12 protein-coding genes and 2 pseudogenes are annotated in these 17,942 nt (G+C 63.3%); 11 read left to right on the forward strand and 3 right to left on the reverse strand.

Annotation, left to right across the window (positions count from 1 at the left end):
- Positions 1-6: 6 nt before the first annotated feature.
- The 11 genes and pseudogenes from EEQ99_RS01880 to EEQ99_RS01930 all read left to right on the forward strand — a co-directional run bounded on the left by EEQ99_RS01880 (position 7) and on the right by EEQ99_RS01930 (position 12,560).
- On the forward strand, positions 7-1,140 hold the full coding sequence (locus EEQ99_RS01880; protein WP_047614726.1) for an ABC transporter permease: 1,134 nt from the start codon (positions 7-9) through the stop codon (positions 1,138-1,140).
- Positions 1,130-2,179 (forward strand): ABC transporter ATP-binding protein, encoded by a 1,050-nt coding sequence (locus EEQ99_RS01885; protein WP_127429925.1) that lies wholly within the window; start codon positions 1,130-1,132, stop codon positions 2,177-2,179. The genes EEQ99_RS01880 and EEQ99_RS01885 overlap by 11 nt, the downstream gene beginning before the upstream one ends.
- Positions 2,179-3,237 (forward strand): ABC transporter ATP-binding protein, encoded by a 1,059-nt coding sequence (locus tag EEQ99_RS01890; RefSeq protein WP_174824423.1) that lies wholly within the window; start codon positions 2,179-2,181, stop codon positions 3,235-3,237. Before EEQ99_RS01885 ends, EEQ99_RS01890 begins: the two co-directional genes overlap by 1 nt.
- A complete protein-coding gene (locus tag EEQ99_RS01895; protein ID WP_047612405.1) occupies positions 3,237-4,070 on the forward strand; it encodes a 5-deoxy-glucuronate isomerase in 834 nt (277 codons plus the stop codon). The genes EEQ99_RS01890 and EEQ99_RS01895 overlap by 1 nt, the downstream gene beginning before the upstream one ends.
- 69 nt (positions 4,071-4,139) lie before the next feature.
- The gene (locus EEQ99_RS01900; RefSeq protein ID WP_127429927.1) at positions 4,140-6,005 is read left to right on the forward strand and encodes a GH39 family glycosyl hydrolase; all 1,866 of its coding nucleotides are present in this window, start codon (positions 4,140-4,142) and stop codon (positions 6,003-6,005) included.
- Positions 6,006-6,034: 29 nt separating this feature from the next.
- Positions 6,035-6,853 carry a sugar phosphate isomerase/epimerase family protein gene (locus tag EEQ99_RS01905; RefSeq protein WP_127429928.1) on the forward strand — a complete coding sequence of 273 codons (819 nt, stop codon included), beginning with the start codon at positions 6,035-6,037 and terminating at the stop codon, positions 6,851-6,853.
- A gap of 4 nt (positions 6,854-6,857) precedes the next feature.
- Positions 6,858-7,874 (forward strand): hydroxyacid dehydrogenase, encoded by a 1,017-nt coding sequence (locus tag EEQ99_RS01910; RefSeq protein WP_063475882.1) that lies wholly within the window; start codon positions 6,858-6,860, stop codon positions 7,872-7,874.
- A complete protein-coding gene (locus EEQ99_RS01915; RefSeq protein ID WP_127429929.1) occupies positions 7,871-9,292 on the forward strand; it encodes an enolase-like domain-containing protein in 1,422 nt (473 codons plus the stop codon). Before EEQ99_RS01910 ends, EEQ99_RS01915 begins: the two co-directional genes overlap by 4 nt.
- A pseudogene (locus EEQ99_RS01920) lies at positions 9,289-10,078 on the forward strand (SDR family oxidoreductase). The gene EEQ99_RS01915 and the pseudogene EEQ99_RS01920 overlap by 4 nt, the downstream one beginning before the upstream one ends.
- The gene (araD, locus tag EEQ99_RS01925) at positions 10,069-11,811 is read left to right on the forward strand and encodes an L-arabinonate dehydratase (RefSeq protein WP_097630231.1); all 1,743 of its coding nucleotides are present in this window, start codon (positions 10,069-10,071) and stop codon (positions 11,809-11,811) included. The pseudogene EEQ99_RS01920 and the gene araD overlap by 10 nt, the downstream one beginning before the upstream one ends.
- Before the next feature lie 29 nt (positions 11,812-11,840).
- Entirely contained in the window at positions 11,841-12,560 is a 720-nt protein-coding gene (locus EEQ99_RS01930) for a ribonuclease activity regulator RraA (protein WP_097630232.1), read from the forward strand.
- A gap of 267 nt (positions 12,561-12,827) precedes the next feature.
- On the opposite strand, the pseudogene EEQ99_RS35545 reads toward EEQ99_RS01930, so the two are convergent.
- The 3 genes and pseudogenes from EEQ99_RS35545 to EEQ99_RS01945 form a co-directional block, all read right to left on the reverse strand.
- Positions 12,828-13,016, reverse strand: a pseudogene (locus EEQ99_RS35545) (hypothetical protein); the annotation flags it as partial.
- A gap of 640 nt (positions 13,017-13,656) precedes the next feature.
- Entirely contained in the window at positions 13,657-16,803 is a 3,147-nt protein-coding gene (locus EEQ99_RS01940) for an efflux RND transporter permease subunit (RefSeq protein WP_063475887.1), read from the reverse strand.
- Positions 16,803-17,903, reverse strand: a complete 1,101-nt coding sequence (locus tag EEQ99_RS01945; RefSeq protein ID WP_174824424.1) for an efflux RND transporter periplasmic adaptor subunit — start codon at positions 17,901-17,903, stop codon at positions 16,803-16,805. Before EEQ99_RS01945 ends, EEQ99_RS01940 begins: the two co-directional genes overlap by 1 nt.
- Between the last annotated feature and the right edge of the window lie 39 nt (positions 17,904-17,942).

Raw genomic sequence — 17,942 nt, forward strand, 5'->3', positions numbered from 1 at the left:
AGAGATATGACCGATCAAGCCATCGCGCTATCACCTGAACTGATCCAGAATTCCGACGCGGTCGCCGGGCAGTGGAAGCTCATTTGGCGGCGCTTCTGTCGCCATCGGCTGGCGCTGGCCGCTGGCGTCGTCATCTTCTTGATCTACATGGTCGCCCTGTTTGCCGAGGTTCTCGCTCCGGTTTCATCGCAGACCTATGATTCCCGCTACACCTATGCGCCGCCGCAGCAGATCAGATTCGCCGGCCACGACGCGGCGGGGCAGTTTCATCCCCTCTATGTCAACGGTTATTCGATGAAGGTCGATCCGATCGCGCTCAGCCGCAATTACGTGGCCGATCCGGCCGTCGTCATTCCCATCGGCTTCTTCGTGAAAGGCGAACCCTATCGGCTCTGGGGCCTGTTTAATCTGGACCGGCACTTGATCGGCCCGACCGAGATGGGCAAACCCTTCTACCTGTTCGGCGCCGACCGGCTGGGTCGCGATGTCTTCAGCCGGACGGTCCACGGCACCCGCGTTTCGATGTCCGTCGGACTGATCGGGGTCGCAATCAGTCTCATCCTCGGCATCATCCTGGGCGGCATCTCGGGGCTCTACGGCGGCTGGGTCGACGATGTGATCCAGCGCTCCATCGAACTCATCAATTCCATCCCGACCATCCCGCTGTGGATGGGCCTTGCGGCTGCCGTTCCGATCAGTGCCGATCCGATCCTGGTCTATCTCTGGATCACGGTCATCCTGTCGCTGATCGGCTGGACCGATCTGGCACGGGTGGTGCGCGGGCGCTTCCTGTCGCTGAAGACGGAGGATTTCGTGATTGCCGCACGTCTCGATGGCTGTTCGCAGATGCGCATCATCTGGCGGCATATGGTGCCGTCCTTCATGAGCCACATCATCGCCTCGGTGACGCTCGCCATCCCGACGATGATCCTCGCGGAAACTGCGCTCTCCTTCCTCGGCATCGGATTGCGCCCGCCTGTCGTGAGCTGGGGCGTGCTCCTTCAGGAGGCGCAGAACATTCTCGCGGTCACGAGCGCGCCCTGGCTGTTTCTTCCCGGTCTTGCGGTGATCGTCACCGTGCTCGCCCTCAATTTCCTCGGTGATGGATTACGCGATGCTGCAGATCCCTATGAATACTGATCCCAATTTCGCCGCCACTGGCGACCGGCACGGTGCTCGCGACCCGCTGATCGAGGTCGACGATCTCAGGACCCATTTCTTCAGCGGTGCGGGCACGATCAGGGCGGTCGACGGCGTCTCCTTTTCCATTCCGCGCGGCAAGACGGTCTGCGTCGTCGGCGAATCCGGTTCGGGCAAGAGCATTACCGGCCGCTCGATTCTCAACCAGGTTCCGCGCGGAGGGCGGATCGTCTCGGGAGCAATCCGCTACCGGCCGGATCCCGCAGCACCCTCCGTCGACCTGGCGGCGTTCGATCCGCGCGGCCGCGATATGCGGGCGATCCGCGGTGCCCAGATCGGCCTGATCAGCCAGGAGCCGATGGCGGCCCTTTCCCCCGTTCATACGATCGGCAACCAGATGGTGGAAGTGATCCGCCTGCATCTGAAGATGGGAAAGAAGGAGGCGCGCGAGCATGCCATCGAGACATTGGCTCTGGTCGGCATTCCCAGGCCGGCCGAGCGTATGGAAAGCTATGCCTTCCAGTTTTCCGGCGGCATGCGCCAGCGCGTCTGCATCGCGCTCGCGCTCGCCTGCCGCCCCAAGCTCTTGATCGCCGACGAGCCGACGACGGCGCTCGATGTGACCACCCAGGCCAATATCCTCGATCTGCTTGCCTCGCTGCAGGCCGAATTCGGGCTCTCGGTGCTGTTCGTGACCCATGATCTCGGCGTGGTGGCCGAAATCGCCGATGAAGTCGTCGTCATGTATGTCGGCCGGGTCGTGGAGGCAGGCGATGTCGACACGATCTTCCACGCTCCGGCCCACCCCTACACCAAGGCGCTGCTGCAATCGGTGCCGCGCATGCATGGACAACCCAGCGAACGGCTGGCGATCATCGACGGCATGGTGCCCTCGCGTTTCAACCGACCCCAGGGCTGCAGCTTTCATCCTCGATGCAAAGAGGCGAGGGCCGGCCTTTGCGACCAAAGGGATCCGCAGCCCGTCGCCATCGGCGACCGGCATGTCGCCAGCTGTCTACTTTACGAAGGAGGACGATGATGGCCGATCCCATGATCCAACGAAGCCCTCTGCTCGAACTGAATGATCTCAGGATGCATTTCCCCATTCGCAAGGGCGCATTCCGGCGTGTGGTCGGCCACGTCAAGGCGGTCGACGGCGTTTCGCTTCGCGTCGAGGATGGCGAAACACTGGGGATTGTCGGCGAGTCCGGCTGCGGCAAGTCGACGCTTGCCCGCACGGTCCTGCGCATCTATCAGCCGACGAGCGGCGAAATCCGCTATCGTAGCCGCAGCGGTGGCACGGTCGATCTCGCCACGCTGTCCGGTTCCGCCCTCGACGAAATCCATCGCGACCTGCGCATCGTGTTTCAGGATCCGCAATCCTCGCTCAATCCGCGCCTGCCCGTCATCGACATCATCGGCGAGGTGCTTGCTGTCAACGGCATCGCCAAGGGTCGTGAACTCGAACATCGGGTCGCCGAGTTGATGCAGAGCGTCGGCCTGCGGCCGGAATATATGCACCGCTATCCCCATGCTTTCTCCGGCGGTGAACGCCAGCGCATCGGCATCGCCCGGGCGCTGGCGTCCAATCCGCGCCTGGTGATTGCCGATGAGGCCGTCTCGGCGCTCGATGTCAGCGTCCAGGCGCAAACCATCAACCTGCTGCAGGATCTGCAGGAGCAGTTCGGACTGACCTATCTCTTCGTCGCCCACGACCTCTCGGTCGTCCGGCACATCTCGGACAATATTGCCGTCATGTATGTCGGCCGGGTCGTCGAAAAGGCGCCGACGGAAGAGATCTTCTCGCGCCCGCTCCACCCCTACACCGAAGCGCTGCTCTCGGCGGTGCCGATCGCCGATCCGAGGATGCGCCGCCACGGTCAACGCATCCGGCTGGCGGGCGAGGTTGCCGACCCCGCTCATCCGCCGCCCGGCTGCGCATTTCATCCGCGCTGCCGCTACGCCACCGGCCTTTGCAAGCAGGAGGTGCCGGGCTTGCGCACCGTCACCGCCGATGGGCACGCCGTGGCCTGTCACCACGCCGAATCCCTGTCGCTTAATCCTTTCGCCGACCGTACCGTTCCGGAGTTCAATTGATGCCTGAATTCATTCCACGCTCCGAGCAGCGTCCCATCGTGGATACCTCCTCCGCGACGCTCGATCTCATCTACTTCGATCTCGTCACGCTCGCCTCCAACGAGCAGGACATCCGGCGGCTGCCCGCGCACGAAAGCCTCTACGTCGTGCTGTCGGGTCAGGTGGATATCGAGGTGGATGGCATCATGTTCGAAGCTGTGGGCCGGCGAGCCGATATCTGGGGAGGCGATGCGGACTCGGTTTACGCGCCCGTCGGCGCCAATATCCGGATATCGGCTCGTGGCGCCGCGGCGGAAGTCGCCATTGCCGGCGGTCTCTGCGACACCCGCTACGCCCCGTTTCGGGTGACGCCGGATGAGGTCGATGCGGTCAATGTCGGTTCGTCTGACACGCACAGCCAGCGGCGGATCGTCCATCTGCTCGGCCAACGGCAGAACGGACGTTGCGGCAACCTGCTGGTGAGCGAACTCTATGCCGGCGAAGGCTGCTGGTCCGGCTATCCTCCTCACAAGCACGATACCGAAGACGGCGATGTCGAGACCCGGCACGAAGAACTCTATCACTACCGCTTCCAGCCGGAGACCGGCTTCGGCAGCCAGATCACCTATGACGAGGACGGTCCGGTCAAGATCCTGATGACCCGCAATGGCGACACTGTCCTGGTCGACCGGGGTTACCACCCGACGGTCACCTCTCCGGGGCATCGCGGCTATATCTTCACCATCCTGGTCGGCAAGCATCGCCGAGGTCTGATCCAGCGCTTCGACCCCGCCCATCAGCATCTGACCAAAACCATCCCCGGCATCGATGCGATGCGCGACAAGTTCAAATAATCCGGCTCCTGGCCCCGTGTGCCGGCTTTGCGGCGCGCCGCCAAATTTCCGCCCAAGGAGAGACGACTCATGCGTGAACGTACGCGAATAAATATTGATGCCGGCGAAGCGGTGCGCCCGTTCAACCGGTTCTGGCGCGGTACCGGCTTTTCGCCGGCCGAGCTGCTGCTCGAGCCCGAGATGCGCCAGATGCTCGCCTATATCGGCGGCCTGCCGAATGAGGGCATCAAGTTCCTGCGTGTGCATTATCTCTACAATCTGCTGAGCGCAAAGGGCGGGGCTGGCTACGACTGGTCCCTGCTCGACCGCGCGCTCGACGTGATGATCGAACACCGCCTGAAGCCGTTCTTCGAGCTGATGGGCAACCCGTCGGGTGTGTTCACCGACTATGAGGATATGGATCAGGTCAAGCGCTGGCGCGATCTCGTGACGGTGACGGCAGATCGCTATGGCGCACGTTACGGCATGGACGAATTGCGAACATGGTATTTCGAAACGACGAACGAGGCCGACTCCGGCTGGTGGACCTATGGGATCAAGGGTTACACCAATTACTACGACGCCTGCGTCGCCGGCCTCGATGCCGTCGATCCCAGCCTGCCGATGGGCGGGCCTGGCACCGCCCGCACGCTCTCGCCGATCTTTCGCGCCCTGATGGCGCATTGCGACAGCGGCACGAGCTGCCTGACCGGCAACGGCCCGCCGCGCCTCGACTACATCTCGATCCACGAAAAGGGCGTCAATGGCAGCAAGGAAGATCTGACCCCGAAAACCAACGGCATCGTCGACCGCACGCTTCTCGTCGTCGATTATCTCAAGGAGAATCACCCGCGTCTCGCGGGCCTGCCCGTGATCAACGACGAATGCGATCCGCAGCTCGGCTGGAGCGATCATCATAGCTGGCACGGCAAAGCCTATTACGCCGGGATCATCGCCCGCATCATCGAACAGCACGACCGCCGCATCATCGCCCCGAAAGCGGCGAATTTCACCTTCCTCAGCAATGACCATGCCTTTATCGGCGGCTGGAGCCAGCGCACCATCTTTGCCTATTTCGGCCCGCGCAATTTCACCAAGGCGCAATGGGAGCACAAGACCGATCTCAGCACTGTGGTGACGGATGTCGATCGGGCGCCGCCCTTCGACATCATCAAGAAGCCCGGCCTGACATCGATGGAACTGCTCGCAACGCTTGGCGATACCGTCTGCAAGGTGACGGCCGAACCGCCGCTTGCTCCCGACCAGGATGGCCTGGCGATCCTGCCGACACGGCTGCCGGGCGGCGGTGTTTCCATCAGCCTCATCCACAGTGTCGATGCCATCAACCGTTCGGGCCGGACCGCCGTCCGCCTCGAGGTGAGCGGCCTGGTTCCTGGCCGCCATGCGCTTTGCCTGCTGCGCATCGACGAGGAATTCACCAATCCGATGGAGGTCTGGGAAGCCCAGCGCGACGAAAGCAACCCGCGCGGCCCCTTCGAGCCGGTCGGCGCGCCGCCGGCACCTAGTGAAGCGCAGTTTGCCGAGCTGCGCCGGGCACAGGAGCCCGCCTTGCTGCATCCAGTCAGCGTCGTCGCCTGCGACGACGGCCGGATCAGTGTCGATCTCGATGTGCCGCTGCCGTCACTGACGCAGGTGCTTGTCGTTCCCGACACCAGCGCGGCCCCGGCTGCACCGACCGGCCTTGTCGTCGAACGCTACCTCGGTCTCGGCGGCCGGGAGGAGCGCATGCTGTTCTGGGCTGCCGGCGATGCCGGCCCTGCCATCTTCTACGATGTCCTGGCCAGCGCCGATGGCGGGACGTTTGAAAAGGTCAGTCCCGCGCCGCTGATCTCGACCGCATTCCTGCATATGTCGCCGCCGGAGGGCGTGCGTTACGCGGTCTGCGCCCGCGATGCATTCGGCCGCCGCAGCGAGCTTTGTATCGCCCGCTCATGAACAGCGCCTTTCTCTCTGGGATCTGATCCATGGATATCGCCTATTTCACCAAGACCCTGGACGGCCTGCCGCTCAAGAGGGCGGCCGAGATCACTGCCGGCCTGGGATTCGATTGTGCCGATCTTCTCATTCGAGATGGCCATGCCGTTTCCCCGGACAGGCCGGACGAGATCGTCAAGGCCGTAAAACTCTTTGCCGCAGCCGGGGTGCGTGCCCCGATGGCGACCATCGATTCCACACGGCCCGACGATGCCGCATCCCGGCTTCTCGGCTGTTGCGGCGAGGCCGGCATCGGCCAGATCAGGCTTGGCTTCTGGCGTTACGACCCGTTGCGGCGCTGGCAGGTTCAGCTCGATGAGGCGCGGCGTGATCTCGACGGCTTCGAGCGCCTGGCCGAACGCTTCGCCGTCACGCTGACCATCCAGCTCCACGGCGGGACCCTGCACAGCTCGGGCGCGCTGGCGGTGCAATTGCTGGCCGGGCGAGATCCCGTCAGGATCGGCGCTTATGTCGATCCGGCCAATCAGATCATTCGCGAGGGAAGCGAAGACTGGCGTCTGACCCTCGACATTCTTGATCCGTGGTTCTGCTGCATGGGCGTCAAGAACAGCGGTTGGTTCCCCGGCACTTACGGAGCCCACGGCCAGCGCGCATGGCATTCGGACTGGTACGGGCTCGACGAAGGCATGGTGCCGTGGAGCGACATCGTTCCGCATATGGTGACGACAGGATTTACCGGTGTGTTGTCGGTGCATTCGCAATACCGGGTTCCCCGGCAACAGGCGCTCGACAAGGTCCGCGCCGATCTCGCCCATCTCAGGCGCCTGGTCGCCGCAGTGAAAGAGTAGAACCATGAACGAACAGGCTCCCGTCATTGCCGTATTGCTGACCGAAAAGACCCGCCGGATGATGCTGGACGATGCGGCGATAACCCAATTGAACGCCCTTGGCGCGGTGCGCTGGCCGGCCGGCGCCACAATCGACGCCGGCGATGTCGACTACCTGCTGCAAGGCGCCACCGCATGCCTCACCGGATGGGGCACACCGCCCTTCGACCCCGCCGTGCGCGCCCGCCATCCGCAGCTCGCCCTTGTCGCTCATTCGGCAGGCAGTGTCCGCACACTGGTCCCGGCGCGTCTGTTCGACGATGGCCTTCGCGTGACCCATGCCGCCTCGAAAATTGCCGCCTCGGTTGCCGAATTTGTCGTCGCCGAAGCGCTGCTCGCCATGCGCGGCATTCATCGGCTGCATCATCACTTGCGCAATGGCGGTGAATGGCTCGACGTCCGCGCCGCCGTGCCGCAGAGATTGCTGGGCGCCAGAACGGTCGGCATCGTCGGCGCCGGCTATGTCGGGCGGGCGGTGATGCGTCTGCTCGTTCCCTTCGGTTGCCGCGTGTTGGTCGTCGATCCGTTCCTGGATGAGAGCGAGGCCGCAGCCCTCGGCGTTGTCAGCGCCGGGCTGAACGATATGCTCGTGCAAAGCGACGTGATTTCCCTGCATGCGCCTGTCCTGCCCGAAACGCGCCGGATGATCGGCGCCCACGAACTGGCGCTGCTGCGCCCCGGCACACTCTTCATCAATACGGCGCGCTCGCAGCTGGTCGACGAGGCAGCGCTGCTCGCCGCGATCCGCTCCGGCCGTATCGAGGCGGCGCTCGACGTCTTTGACGACGAGCCGCTGCCTCCGGATAGCCCGTTCCGCGATCCGGCCCTGGCCAATGTCACCATTTCACCGCATGCTGCCGGCCATACTGAAGAGGCGCATTTCGCGCAGGGACAGACCATGGTGGACGAGATCGGCCGGCTGCTTCGCCGCGAACCGCTCCGGCATGAAGTGACCCGCGCCATGCTCGACCGGATGGCGTGACGGTGGACAGAAGTATTGGAGATTCCGTGACTGCCCCACGCATCAAGATCATCGAGATCGACGCCTTCGAGCGCGATATCAGCCTGCGTCTGCCGTTCCGCTTTGGCGCGGCCACCCTTGAAAAGGCGCCGCAAGCCTTCCTCAGGGTCCGCGTCGAGGATGAAAAGGGGCGAACCGCCATTGGCGGCGCCGCCGAATTGATGGTGCCGAAATGGTTCGACAAGGATCCGGCGCTGACCCCGGCGCAGAATGTCGATCAGTTGCGCACCTCGATCCGTGCGGCTGCCGCTGCCTCGCTCGAACCGTCTCAGCCGACGACATTGTTTGCCGCAGCCCGCCTGAACGAGGTGGAAACGGTGCGGCGCCTGCCTGGTAATCCGCTCGCCGCCGGTTTCGGCCCGTCGCTCATCGCCCGTGCTGCGCTCGATGCCTATTGCCGCCTTGCCGGCATTTCCTTCTTCGAGGCGGTACGTCAAAACTGGATCGGCATCGGCGGCCCGATGCTGCCCGGTGATATCGACACCGACGCCGCCTCGGCAATGCTGGCCGATCTTCGCCCTGCCGACGCGATCTCGGCCCGGCATACGATCGGGCTTCTTGACCCGATCACCGAGGGCGATATCGTCCGGCCCGTTAACGACGGCCTGCCGGAAAGCCTCGAGGCGGTGATCAGGCGCTATGGCAATCGCTGGTTCAAGATTAAGCTTTCCGGCGCGATCGAGGCCGATATCGACCGCCTGCTGCGGATCGCCGCCGTGCTGGAGAGGGTGCCCGACTATCGGGTGACGGTCGACGGCAACGAACAGTTCGGCTCTGCCGAACAGCTTGCCGCCTTGCTGGCGCGGATCGAGGCGGCGCCACGGCTCGCCAGGCTGCGCGCGGCCATCGCCTTTGTCGAACAGCCGTTCTCACGCGCGATTACCATGGAAACGCCGCTCGGGGGTCTCGCGGCGCAATTGCCCTTCCTGATCGATGAGAGCGACGATGGCGACGAGGCCTTCGCCCGCGCCCGCGGGCTCGGTTACACCGGCGTCTCCTCGAAAACCTGCAAGGGCATTTACCGCTCGCTGATGAAGGCGATCCGCATCAGAACCGGAGCGGTGCCGGGACTGTTCCTCTCGGGCGAGGATCTGACCTGCCAGGCCGGGCTTGCCGTGCAGCAGGATCTGGCGCTGGTGTCCTTGCTTGGCCTCTCCCATGTCGAGCGTAACGGTCATCACTATGTCGCCGGCATGCAGGGCGCGCCGCAGGCAGAGAAGGCGCGCTTTGCCGCGGCTCATCCCGATCTCTACGAGCAGGGTTCCGATGAACCGCTGCTGTCGATCCGCGACGGCCGGATCGCCATCGCTTCGCTCGGGGCCGTCGGCTATGCGAGCGGCGCCTTGCCCGATTTCGAAGCGATGACGCCGCTGTCATGAGGAGTGCTGCCGTGCCAAAGGGTATTGAACTGTTCGATCTGTCCGGCAAAAGGGCGCTTATCACCGGATCGAGCCAGGGCATCGGCTTCAGCCTGGCTCAGGGCCTTGCTGCGGCAGGCGCCGAAATCGTCCTCAATGGCCGTGATGCTGGAAAGCTCGCCGCTGCAGCCGAGGGCCTGGGCGGTGCCGGCACGCCGCCGCGGACACTTTTGTTCGATGCGACCGACGCCAAGGCCGTGCGTGCCGCCATCGACGCATTCGAGCAAGCCAGCGGGCCGATCGATATTCTGGTCAACAATGCCGGCATGCAGCATCGCGCGCCCCTGGAGGAGTTCGACCCCGAGATGTTCGAGCTGCTGATGCGCACGAACGTCTCCAGCGCCTTCAATGTCGGGCAAGCCGTCGCCCGCCACATGATCAAGCGCGGGCGCGGCAAGATCATCAACATCGCTTCGATCCAGACGGCGCTCGCCCGGCCGGGAATTGCGCCCTATACCGCAAGCAAGGGTGCGCTCGGCAATCTCACCAAAGGCATGGCGACCGACTGGGCGCGTTATGGGCTGGCGGTCAATGCCATAGCCCCCGGCTATTTCGATACCCCGCTCAATGCCGCGCTCGTCGCCGATGCGGAGTTTTCGGAGCTGGATCGAACGGCGCACGCCGGCCGGCCGCTGGGGCAGGCTTGAGGAATTGACGGGCGCCTGTATCTTTCTCGCTTCGGACGCTTCAAGCTATGTCAACGGTCACATAGTTTACGTGGATGGAGGCATGTCGGCATGTCTTTGAAAGTGACGAAGACACGGGAAGACCTGCGATCGGCGCGCTGGTTCGCATCCGAAGACCTGCGCGGCTTCGGCCATCGCTCGCGCCTGATGCAGATGGGCTACGACGCCGGCGATTGGGCCGGCAAGCCGCTGATCGGCATCCTGTCGACCTGGTCGGATCTCAATCCCTGCCACGCCCATTTCAAGCATCGCGTCGAAGACGTGAAGCGCGGCGTGCTCCAGGCCGGCGGCTTTCCGGTGGAAATGCCGGCGCTGGCGCTGTCAGAGAATTTCATGAAGCCCACGACCATGCTCTATCGCAACCTTCTGGCGATGGAGACCGAAGAGCAGATCCGGGCCCACCCGGTCGACGGCGTGGTGTTGATGGGCGGATGCGACAAGACCACGCCGGGCCTCATCATGGGGGCGCTCAGCGCCGGGGTTCCGATGATCTACCTGCCGGCGGGGCCGATGCTGCGCGGCAATTATGCCGGCCAGCAGCTTGGATCGGGATCGGATGCCTGGAAATATTGGGACGAACGGCGCGCCGGAACGATATCCGATAAACAATGGGCCGGCATCGAGGCCGGCATTGCCCGTTCCTACGGCCATTGCATGACGATGGGCACGGCCTCGACCATGACCGCGATTGCCGATGCGATGGGTCTGACGCTGACGGGGGTATCATCCATTCCCGCGCCCGATGCCAATCATATCCGCATGTCGGCCCAGTCAGGACGCCGGATCGTCGACATGGTCTGGGAAGATCTGACGCCGGACCGGATCGTGACGCCGGCGGCGGTGCGCAATGCGGCGACGGTCGCCATGGCGACCGGCTGTTCGACCAATGCGGTCATCCATCTGCTGGCGATGGCGCGCAGGGCAGGGGTCGCGCTGACGCTGGATGATCTGGACGCGCTCGGCCGCACCACGCCTGTCGTGGCCAATATCCGCCCTTCCGGAAAGACCTATCTGATGGAAGACTTCTACTATGCCGGCGGCCTCGTGGCGCTGATGTCGCAGATCAGGGAGCGGCTGGATCTCAGCGCCATGACGGTTTCGGGCGAAACCCTGGGCGCGGCGCTGGCCGACGCGAAGGTCTATAATGACGATGTGATCCGGCCGCTTTCCAACCCGATCTACCCGGAGGGATCCCTGGCCGTGCTCAAGGGCAATCTGGCGCCCGATGGCGCGGTGATCAAGCCGGTGGCCTGCGACCCGCGCTTCCATGTCCATCAAGGTCCCGCCCTGGTTTTCGACAGCTATCCCGACATGAAGGCGGCAGTCGAGGACGAGACGCTTGATGTGACGCCCGATCATGTGATGGTGCTGCGCAACGCCGGGCCGCTCGGCGGTCCCGGCATGCCGGAATGGGGCATGCTGCCGATGCCCAAGGCACTGCTGAAACAAGGGTATCGCGACATGCTGCGGCTCTCGGATGCGCGCATGAGCGGCACCAGCTACGGCGCCTGCGTGCTGCATGTGGCGCCCGAAGCCCATGTCGGCGGCCCGCTCGCCCTTTTGCAGAATGGGGACATCGTCAGGATCGACATTCCCAACCGCCGGCTGGACATGCTGGTCGACGAGGTCGAACTGGCGCGGCGCCGTGCCGCCTGGGTGAAGCCCGCCGACCGTTTCGGTCGTGGCTACGGCTGGATGTACGCGTCGCATGTCAGCCAGGCCGACAAGGGCTGCGATTTCGACTATCTGCTGCCGGAATTTGGCCCGGCGGCAGGGGAACCGGATATTTTCTAGCCAGACATTTTCCAGGAGGACATGCAGGCATGACGACACTTTCGGACAGCACGCGCGACAAACTCATGAAGGTCAGCGTTGCCACCATCAGCACCGCGCTGTTCAAGCGCGGCCTGCGCAACCAGACCATTCAGGATGTGCAGCCGGTCGCCGGCAAAGGCCGGAACATGGTCGGCCCGGCCTATACGCTGCGGTATATTCCGGCGCGCGAAGACCTGAACACGCTCGAGGTTTTCCGCAATCCGGAGCATCCGCAGCGCGCCTGCGTCGAAAGCTGCCCGGCCGGGGCCGTGCTGGTGATGGACAGCCGCAAAAATCCGCGCGCCGCATCCGCCGGCTCTATTCTGGTGACGCGGCTGATGGTGCGGGGCGTGGCAGGCGTCGTCACCGATGGCGGGTTTCGCGACAGCCCGGAAATTGCCGGGCTGGGGATCCCCGCCTATCACAACCGGCCGTCTGCGCCGACCAATCTGACGCTGCATCAGGCGCTCGACATCAATGTGCCGATCGGCTGCGGCGATGTGGCGGTGTGGCCCGGCGATATCATGGTAGGCGACGATGAAGCGGTGATCGTCATTCCGGCCGAATTGGCCGACGAGATTGCCGATGAGGCGGTGGAAATGACGGCTTACGAGGATTTCGTCACAGAACGGGTGCTGGCCGGTCAATCGATCATCGGCCTCTATCCGGCAACACAGCCGGGCAATATCGAGGATTTTGCCGCCTGGCGTGCCAAGCATGGTCGTTAGACCTGGCGATTTTCAGGGATGGGGGTGGTTTTCAATTCGCCCGCGACCCGTCCGTCGATCCCGAAAGCCGGGTCAACGACGGCAGGACGCGCAGGCGGCTGACGCCGCCTGCGGGGGGAATACGTCCCGCGGCCTTGTTCCGGGGAGAGGAACTCGACCGAAGAGGTTGTCACTGAGATCGGCAGGAATCGCCCGTATCGGGTTGCGACCCTCTTGCCATTGCAACGCCGCCGATCTTCTCTGCCGCAGTGCGCGCCAAAGCAGCCATCGCTGGCCTTGCCCTCCCTTGGAAAGTTCGGGCTTGAAGGTGATCGTCGTGTGATCGTTGGATGAATGCGCTTCTGTGTCGGCGGTTTCCGGCTCGTTCAGGTCGTCGACGTGTGTGAAAATGACAGGGATGACGATGAGGCTGAGCAGCATCGACATCAGCAGCCCACCGGTCACCGCGATCGCCATAGCCAGGGAGTGCTGGCGTCCAAAAGGGTATTGAACTCGATCTAATCCGGAGCATGTCATCAATCACCCCGTTCCACCAATTGAAATGTCTTCCGACAGAGCATCACGCTCTTTTCGAGCGTTTTCCATACGGTCTGATTTGCTCCTAAGTCTCAAGAAATGAGGCGCTGTGCCGTAATGATTTGAAATATAAAACTGAATTACCATAATAAAGAGTGCGCTCAAGAAAGTATAACAATACTCATAACTTGATTTAAACTTGAGAATGCATCGCGAAGCCTCGGCAAGTATGACTTTCCGCTCCGCGAAGCGGCAACGCAGAATATTTCGATGTGCCTTGGACACACGACACTCCGGATTGAGCTGAGGTCGAACTCTAATAGCTGTTCGGATGTTAAGCGCGGTTAAGGAAGTGTAAAGTTTGGTAAAGATTCAAACGAGGGCAGTTGCCACCAACGCGATGCATGCCTGGACTTTCCACACGGTGCAGGACGCGCAGGCGGCACGATGCCGCCTGCGGGGGCATTACGTCCCGCGGTCTCGTTCCGGGGGAGAGGAACTCGACCGAAGAGGTTGACGATCGCCAGGCGTCGCCCTTATCGGGCGCGGGACCTTCTGGCCAATAACCCGGCGAGAGCAGTCATCTCTGACCTTGCCCCCGCTTCGAAAGCTCAGGCTTGAAGGTGATCGTCGTGTGATCGTTGGATGGATGCGGTTCGGCCTCGGCGGTTTCCGGGCCGGTCCGGTGAACGAGGCGCCTGAGCGCCTCGTTCAAGTCGTCGACGAAGGTGAAGATGACAGGGATGACGACGAGGCTGAGCAGCGTCGACATCATCACCCCGCCGATCACCACGATCGCCATCGGCTGCCGGAAGCTGGAATCGCCGCCTGTCAGGCTGAGGGCCACCGGCAGCATACCGGATGCCATGGCAATGGTGGTCATGATGATCGGTCGCGCGCGTTTGTGGCATGCATCCACAAGAGCATCGAACCGGGGCATGCCCTGGCGGCGCGACATGATCGCGTATTCGATCAGAAGGATCGAATTCTTCGTCACCACGCCCATGAGCATGAGCAGCCCGATGACGGCCGCCATCGAGAAGCTGGTTCCGGTCACCACCAGCGGCACCAGCGCGCCGCCGAGCGAGAGCGGCAGAGCCATCAGAAGCGTGAGGGGCTGCAGGAAGTCGTGGAAGAGCAGAACGAGGATCGCGTAGATGCAGAAAACCCCGATTGCCATCGCCAGACCAAAGCTCTGGAACAGCTCCGAACTGCGCTGGAGTTCTCCCTGTTCGACAAGGGTGACGCCCGATGGCAGATGCTGAAGCGCCGGCAGCGCCTGCGCCTCGCGGTTGACGTCGCCCAGGATGCGGCCGTTGAGCTCGACTGAAAGAGTGACATTGCGCATACGATCGATGCGGTCAATTTCCGACGGGCTGCCGCCGATCCGGATATCGGCAATCGACCCGAGATCGACATTGCCGTTCGTCCCAGACACCCGCATGTTCTTGATGTCGTCGAGTTTGGTGCGCGTCTCGGGGCTGAAGCGGACGACGATGGGAACCTGGCGCTGCGGCAGGTTGAGCTTTGGCAAATCGGCGGAATATTCTCCATCCGTCGCCACGCGCACGGCCTCGGCGATGGCGCTCGACGTCACCCCGAGCGCTGCTGCGCGGGCGAAATCGGGCGTGATCTGGATCTCCGGCGCCTGCCTGGCCGCGGTCGATGTCACCGCGCCGATGCCCTGAAGCGTGCGCAGCTGTTCTTCAAGCGCCGTGCCGGCGCTGTCGAGCGCGTTGGCGTCGTCACTGGCAAGGGTGATCTCGAGCTTCGTGCCGTTGCCGCCGCCGCCAACGGCGATCCGCACACCGGGAAGGACCGAGAGAGCCTGCCGGATGTCGTTTTCGATTTCCGACTGTTTGCGGTCGCGCTCGCCGATGGGTGGGAGCACGGCGACGATGGTCGCGGATCCGACGCTGCTCGAGGTGCTGGAATCTGGGCCGCCGCCCGAGGATGCGGAACCGACCGCGGAAAAGACATGCGTCACGTCCTGGAGCTTGCCGACGATATCGGCGGCCTGCCTTGTCGTGGCGTCTGTCTGCTCGATGGTGGCGCCCGGCTGCATGGTGAGCGTGATCTGGGCCCGCGCGTCGTCGGAAGCGGGCAGGAAGCCGGATTTCAGGAGCGGGATCGTGGCCAGCGAAAGCGCGACGACGACGGCGGTCACGGCCACCGTGGTCTTCCTGTGGTTCATGGCGGCTTTCACGATTGCCATATAGGCGCGCATGATGCGGCCGTCCTTTTCCTCTTTCGGATGGGCCTTCATGAAATAGGCGGCCATCATCGGCGTCAGCAGGCGTGCGACAACGAGCGAAACGAGGACGGCAACGGCGGCGGTGATACCGAACTGGCGGAAGATGAGCCCCGGTATGCCGCTCATGAAGGCCGTCGGCAGGAAGACGGCGACCAGGGTGAAGGTGGTGGCGATGACGGCGAGCCCGATCTCGTCGGCCGCCTCCAGAGCGGCGTCGATCGGCCGCTTGCCCATCTGCAAATGGCGGGCGATGTTCTCGACTTCGACGATGGCGTCGTCGACGAGGATGCCGACGACGAGCGACAGCGCAAGCAGGGTGACGATATTAAGGCTGAATCCGGCCAGGTACATGACGAGGAAGGTCGGTATGACGGACAATGGCAGCGCCACGGCCGACAGGATCGTCGCACGCCAGTCCCGAAGGAAGAGCCAGACGACGACGATCGCCAGGATCGCGCCTTCGTACAGCATGTGCATCGAACCGTCGTAATTGTCGAGGATCGGCCCGATCGTGCTGTAGGCCTCCTCGATCTGCACGTTGGAATGCTTGGCCGCAAACTCCTTCATTGCCTTGTCGACGTCCGCGGCGACACCACTGTCCGAAAAGCCGTTCGAGCGCTTGATCTCGACCGCCACCACCGGTTTGCCGTCGAGATAGGCCATCGAAGATCGCTCCGCGAAGCTGTCGGTGACGGATGCGACGTCGTCGAGGCGAACCTGCTGCCCGTTGGCCAGGGGAATTCGCAGTTCCTTCAGCGCGTCGACCGAGGCAACGGCGCCGAGCGTGCGCAAGGTCTGACGGGTGCCGCCAATCTCTCCGAGGCCACCTGAGGTATCGGCCTGAACCGATTTCAACTGCGCCGACACAGTGGTCGCCGTGACGCCGAATGCGGCCATCGTCGTCGGATCGAGGTCGACGTGAACCTCGCGATCGACACCACCGATACGATTGACCTGTCCAACGCCCGGCACCGAGAGCAGCGCCTTGGTCAGATCGTTGTCGATGAACCAGGAGAGCTCGGTTTCGTTGAGGACGGAAGACCGGACAGCATAGGTGACCAGCGCCGAATTCTGCACGGTGACTTTGCTGACGCTTGGCGTCTGCATCTGCGCCGGCAGATCGGACTTTGCGCTGTCTACGGCATTGCGGACTTCGTTCAAGGCGGTCTCGCTGTCCTTCTCCAGTTTGAAGGAGACGCTGATCGACACCGAGCCGTCGGTAATCGTTGTCGTGATGTGGTCGAGATAGCTCAGCGAGGCAAGATTGTCCTCGATCGTGCGGGCGACCTCGGTTTCCAGCTGCGAAGGTGCGGCGCCGTCGAGCGTCGCAGTCACTTTGATGGTCGGAAGATCCATATCAGGGAAGTTCTGCACCGCCAGATGCTTGAAGGCCAGCAGGCCGCCGACGGCAAGCATCGCAAAGAGCAGGATCGCCGGTACGGGATTGCGGATTGAAAATGCGGAAAAGTTCATCAGCCTTCTCCCGCGACTTTCACGAGATCGTTGTCCGACAGAAACGCTCCGCCCGACGTCACCACTCTCGCCGATTTATCAATGCCCGAGATGATCTCGACTTCGCCGTCATTGCGGCGCCCGGTCTCGACCCGCACCCGTTTTACCCGCTTGTCCTCGCCGACCGCAAAGACGTAGTTGATCCCGTCACGGAAAACGATCGCGGTCTCGGGAACCGTCAGCGCTGGCGTGGTCCTGAGTTCGACGGTGCCGGTGACATAAAGACCGGTGCGCGGCTGAACGTCCTGGGGAAGGGTGACATAGACGATCGCCCGGCTCGTATTGGTGTCGATCGAAGGTCCGACGAGCCTCACCTTGCCCTGAATGCGGCGTCCGTCCGGCCCGTCGATGTCGACGCGCAATCCTTCCGAAATGCGCGAGAGGTAGCGGGCGGAAACCTCGGCCTGCCATTCGACCCGCTGCTGGCGGACCATGCGAAACAATTCGCTGCCGGAGGAAACGACGGCGCCGAGCTCGGCCGAGCGCGAGGTTATCAGACCGTCATCGACGGCCGTGACGGTTGTCTGGTCGAGCTTGATCTTCTGGCTGTCGAGCGCTGCCTCTTCGGATTGGAGACTTGCCGCCGCGGTCTGTTCGTCGGCAAGATATTCGACGATCTTCTCGTCCGCGAGGGCGCCGGAGGGTTGAAGCTGGCGAGCGCGATCGGCATTGGCCTTTGCCTTTGTGAGGTTTGCCTTCGCGGTCACGACGGCCGCCTCCTGCTTGCGAAGATCGGCCTGCACACTGTCCTGCGACATCAGGACGAGGGTCTGCCCCTTCTTAACCACGGAGCCGACATCGGCCAGGATTTCGGTGATGCGAAGTCCGCTCGTCTCGGAGGCGATGATGGCTTCCTGCCAGGGTTTTAGCCAGCCGCTTGCCGGAACGGTTTCCGGCCAGTCCCGCTCAGCCGGCGCCGCCAGCGAGACGGTCAGGGCGGCGGCGGCGGCTTGATCCGCCACGGCACTGCGCAGCGGCAGCAGAAGCGCTACCGCAATAAGAGCGGTGGCGAATATTCCAGATGGTTTTCTCAACGATGCACTCCTTGTGGTCAAAGGCATCGCTGCCCTTTCCCGATCCGCGCCAACTTGGCGGATGAT

The organism is Rhizobium anhuiense, from assembly GCF_003985145.1.
Lineage (GTDB): Bacteria > Pseudomonadota > Alphaproteobacteria > Rhizobiales > Rhizobiaceae > Rhizobium > Rhizobium anhuiense.

Coding starts and splice junctions, on each gene's coding strand:
- EEQ99_RS01930 (WP_097630232.1), top strand. CDS start 11,841: ATGACGACACTTTCGGACAGCACGCGCGACAAACTCATGAAGGTCAGC.
- EEQ99_RS01945 (WP_174824424.1), bottom strand. CDS start 17,903: ATGCCTTTGACCACAAGGAGTGCATCGTTGAGAAAACCATCTGGAATA.
- araD (WP_097630231.1), top strand. CDS start 10,069: ATGTCTTTGAAAGTGACGAAGACACGGGAAGACCTGCGATCGGCGCGC.
- EEQ99_RS01885 (WP_127429925.1), top strand. CDS start 1,130: ATGAATACTGATCCCAATTTCGCCGCCACTGGCGACCGGCACGGTGCT.
- EEQ99_RS01890 (WP_174824423.1), top strand. CDS start 2,179: ATGGCCGATCCCATGATCCAACGAAGCCCTCTGCTCGAACTGAATGAT.
- EEQ99_RS01900 (WP_127429927.1), top strand. CDS start 4,140: ATGCGTGAACGTACGCGAATAAATATTGATGCCGGCGAAGCGGTGCGC.
- EEQ99_RS01910 (WP_063475882.1), top strand. CDS start 6,858: ATGAACGAACAGGCTCCCGTCATTGCCGTATTGCTGACCGAAAAGACC.
- EEQ99_RS01880 (WP_047614726.1), top strand. CDS start 7: ATGACCGATCAAGCCATCGCGCTATCACCTGAACTGATCCAGAATTCC.
- EEQ99_RS01895 (WP_047612405.1), top strand. CDS start 3,237: ATGCCTGAATTCATTCCACGCTCCGAGCAGCGTCCCATCGTGGATACC.
- EEQ99_RS01940 (WP_063475887.1), bottom strand. CDS start 16,803: ATGAACTTTTCCGCATTTTCAATCCGCAATCCCGTACCGGCGATCCTG.
- EEQ99_RS01905 (WP_127429928.1), top strand. CDS start 6,035: ATGGATATCGCCTATTTCACCAAGACCCTGGACGGCCTGCCGCTCAAG.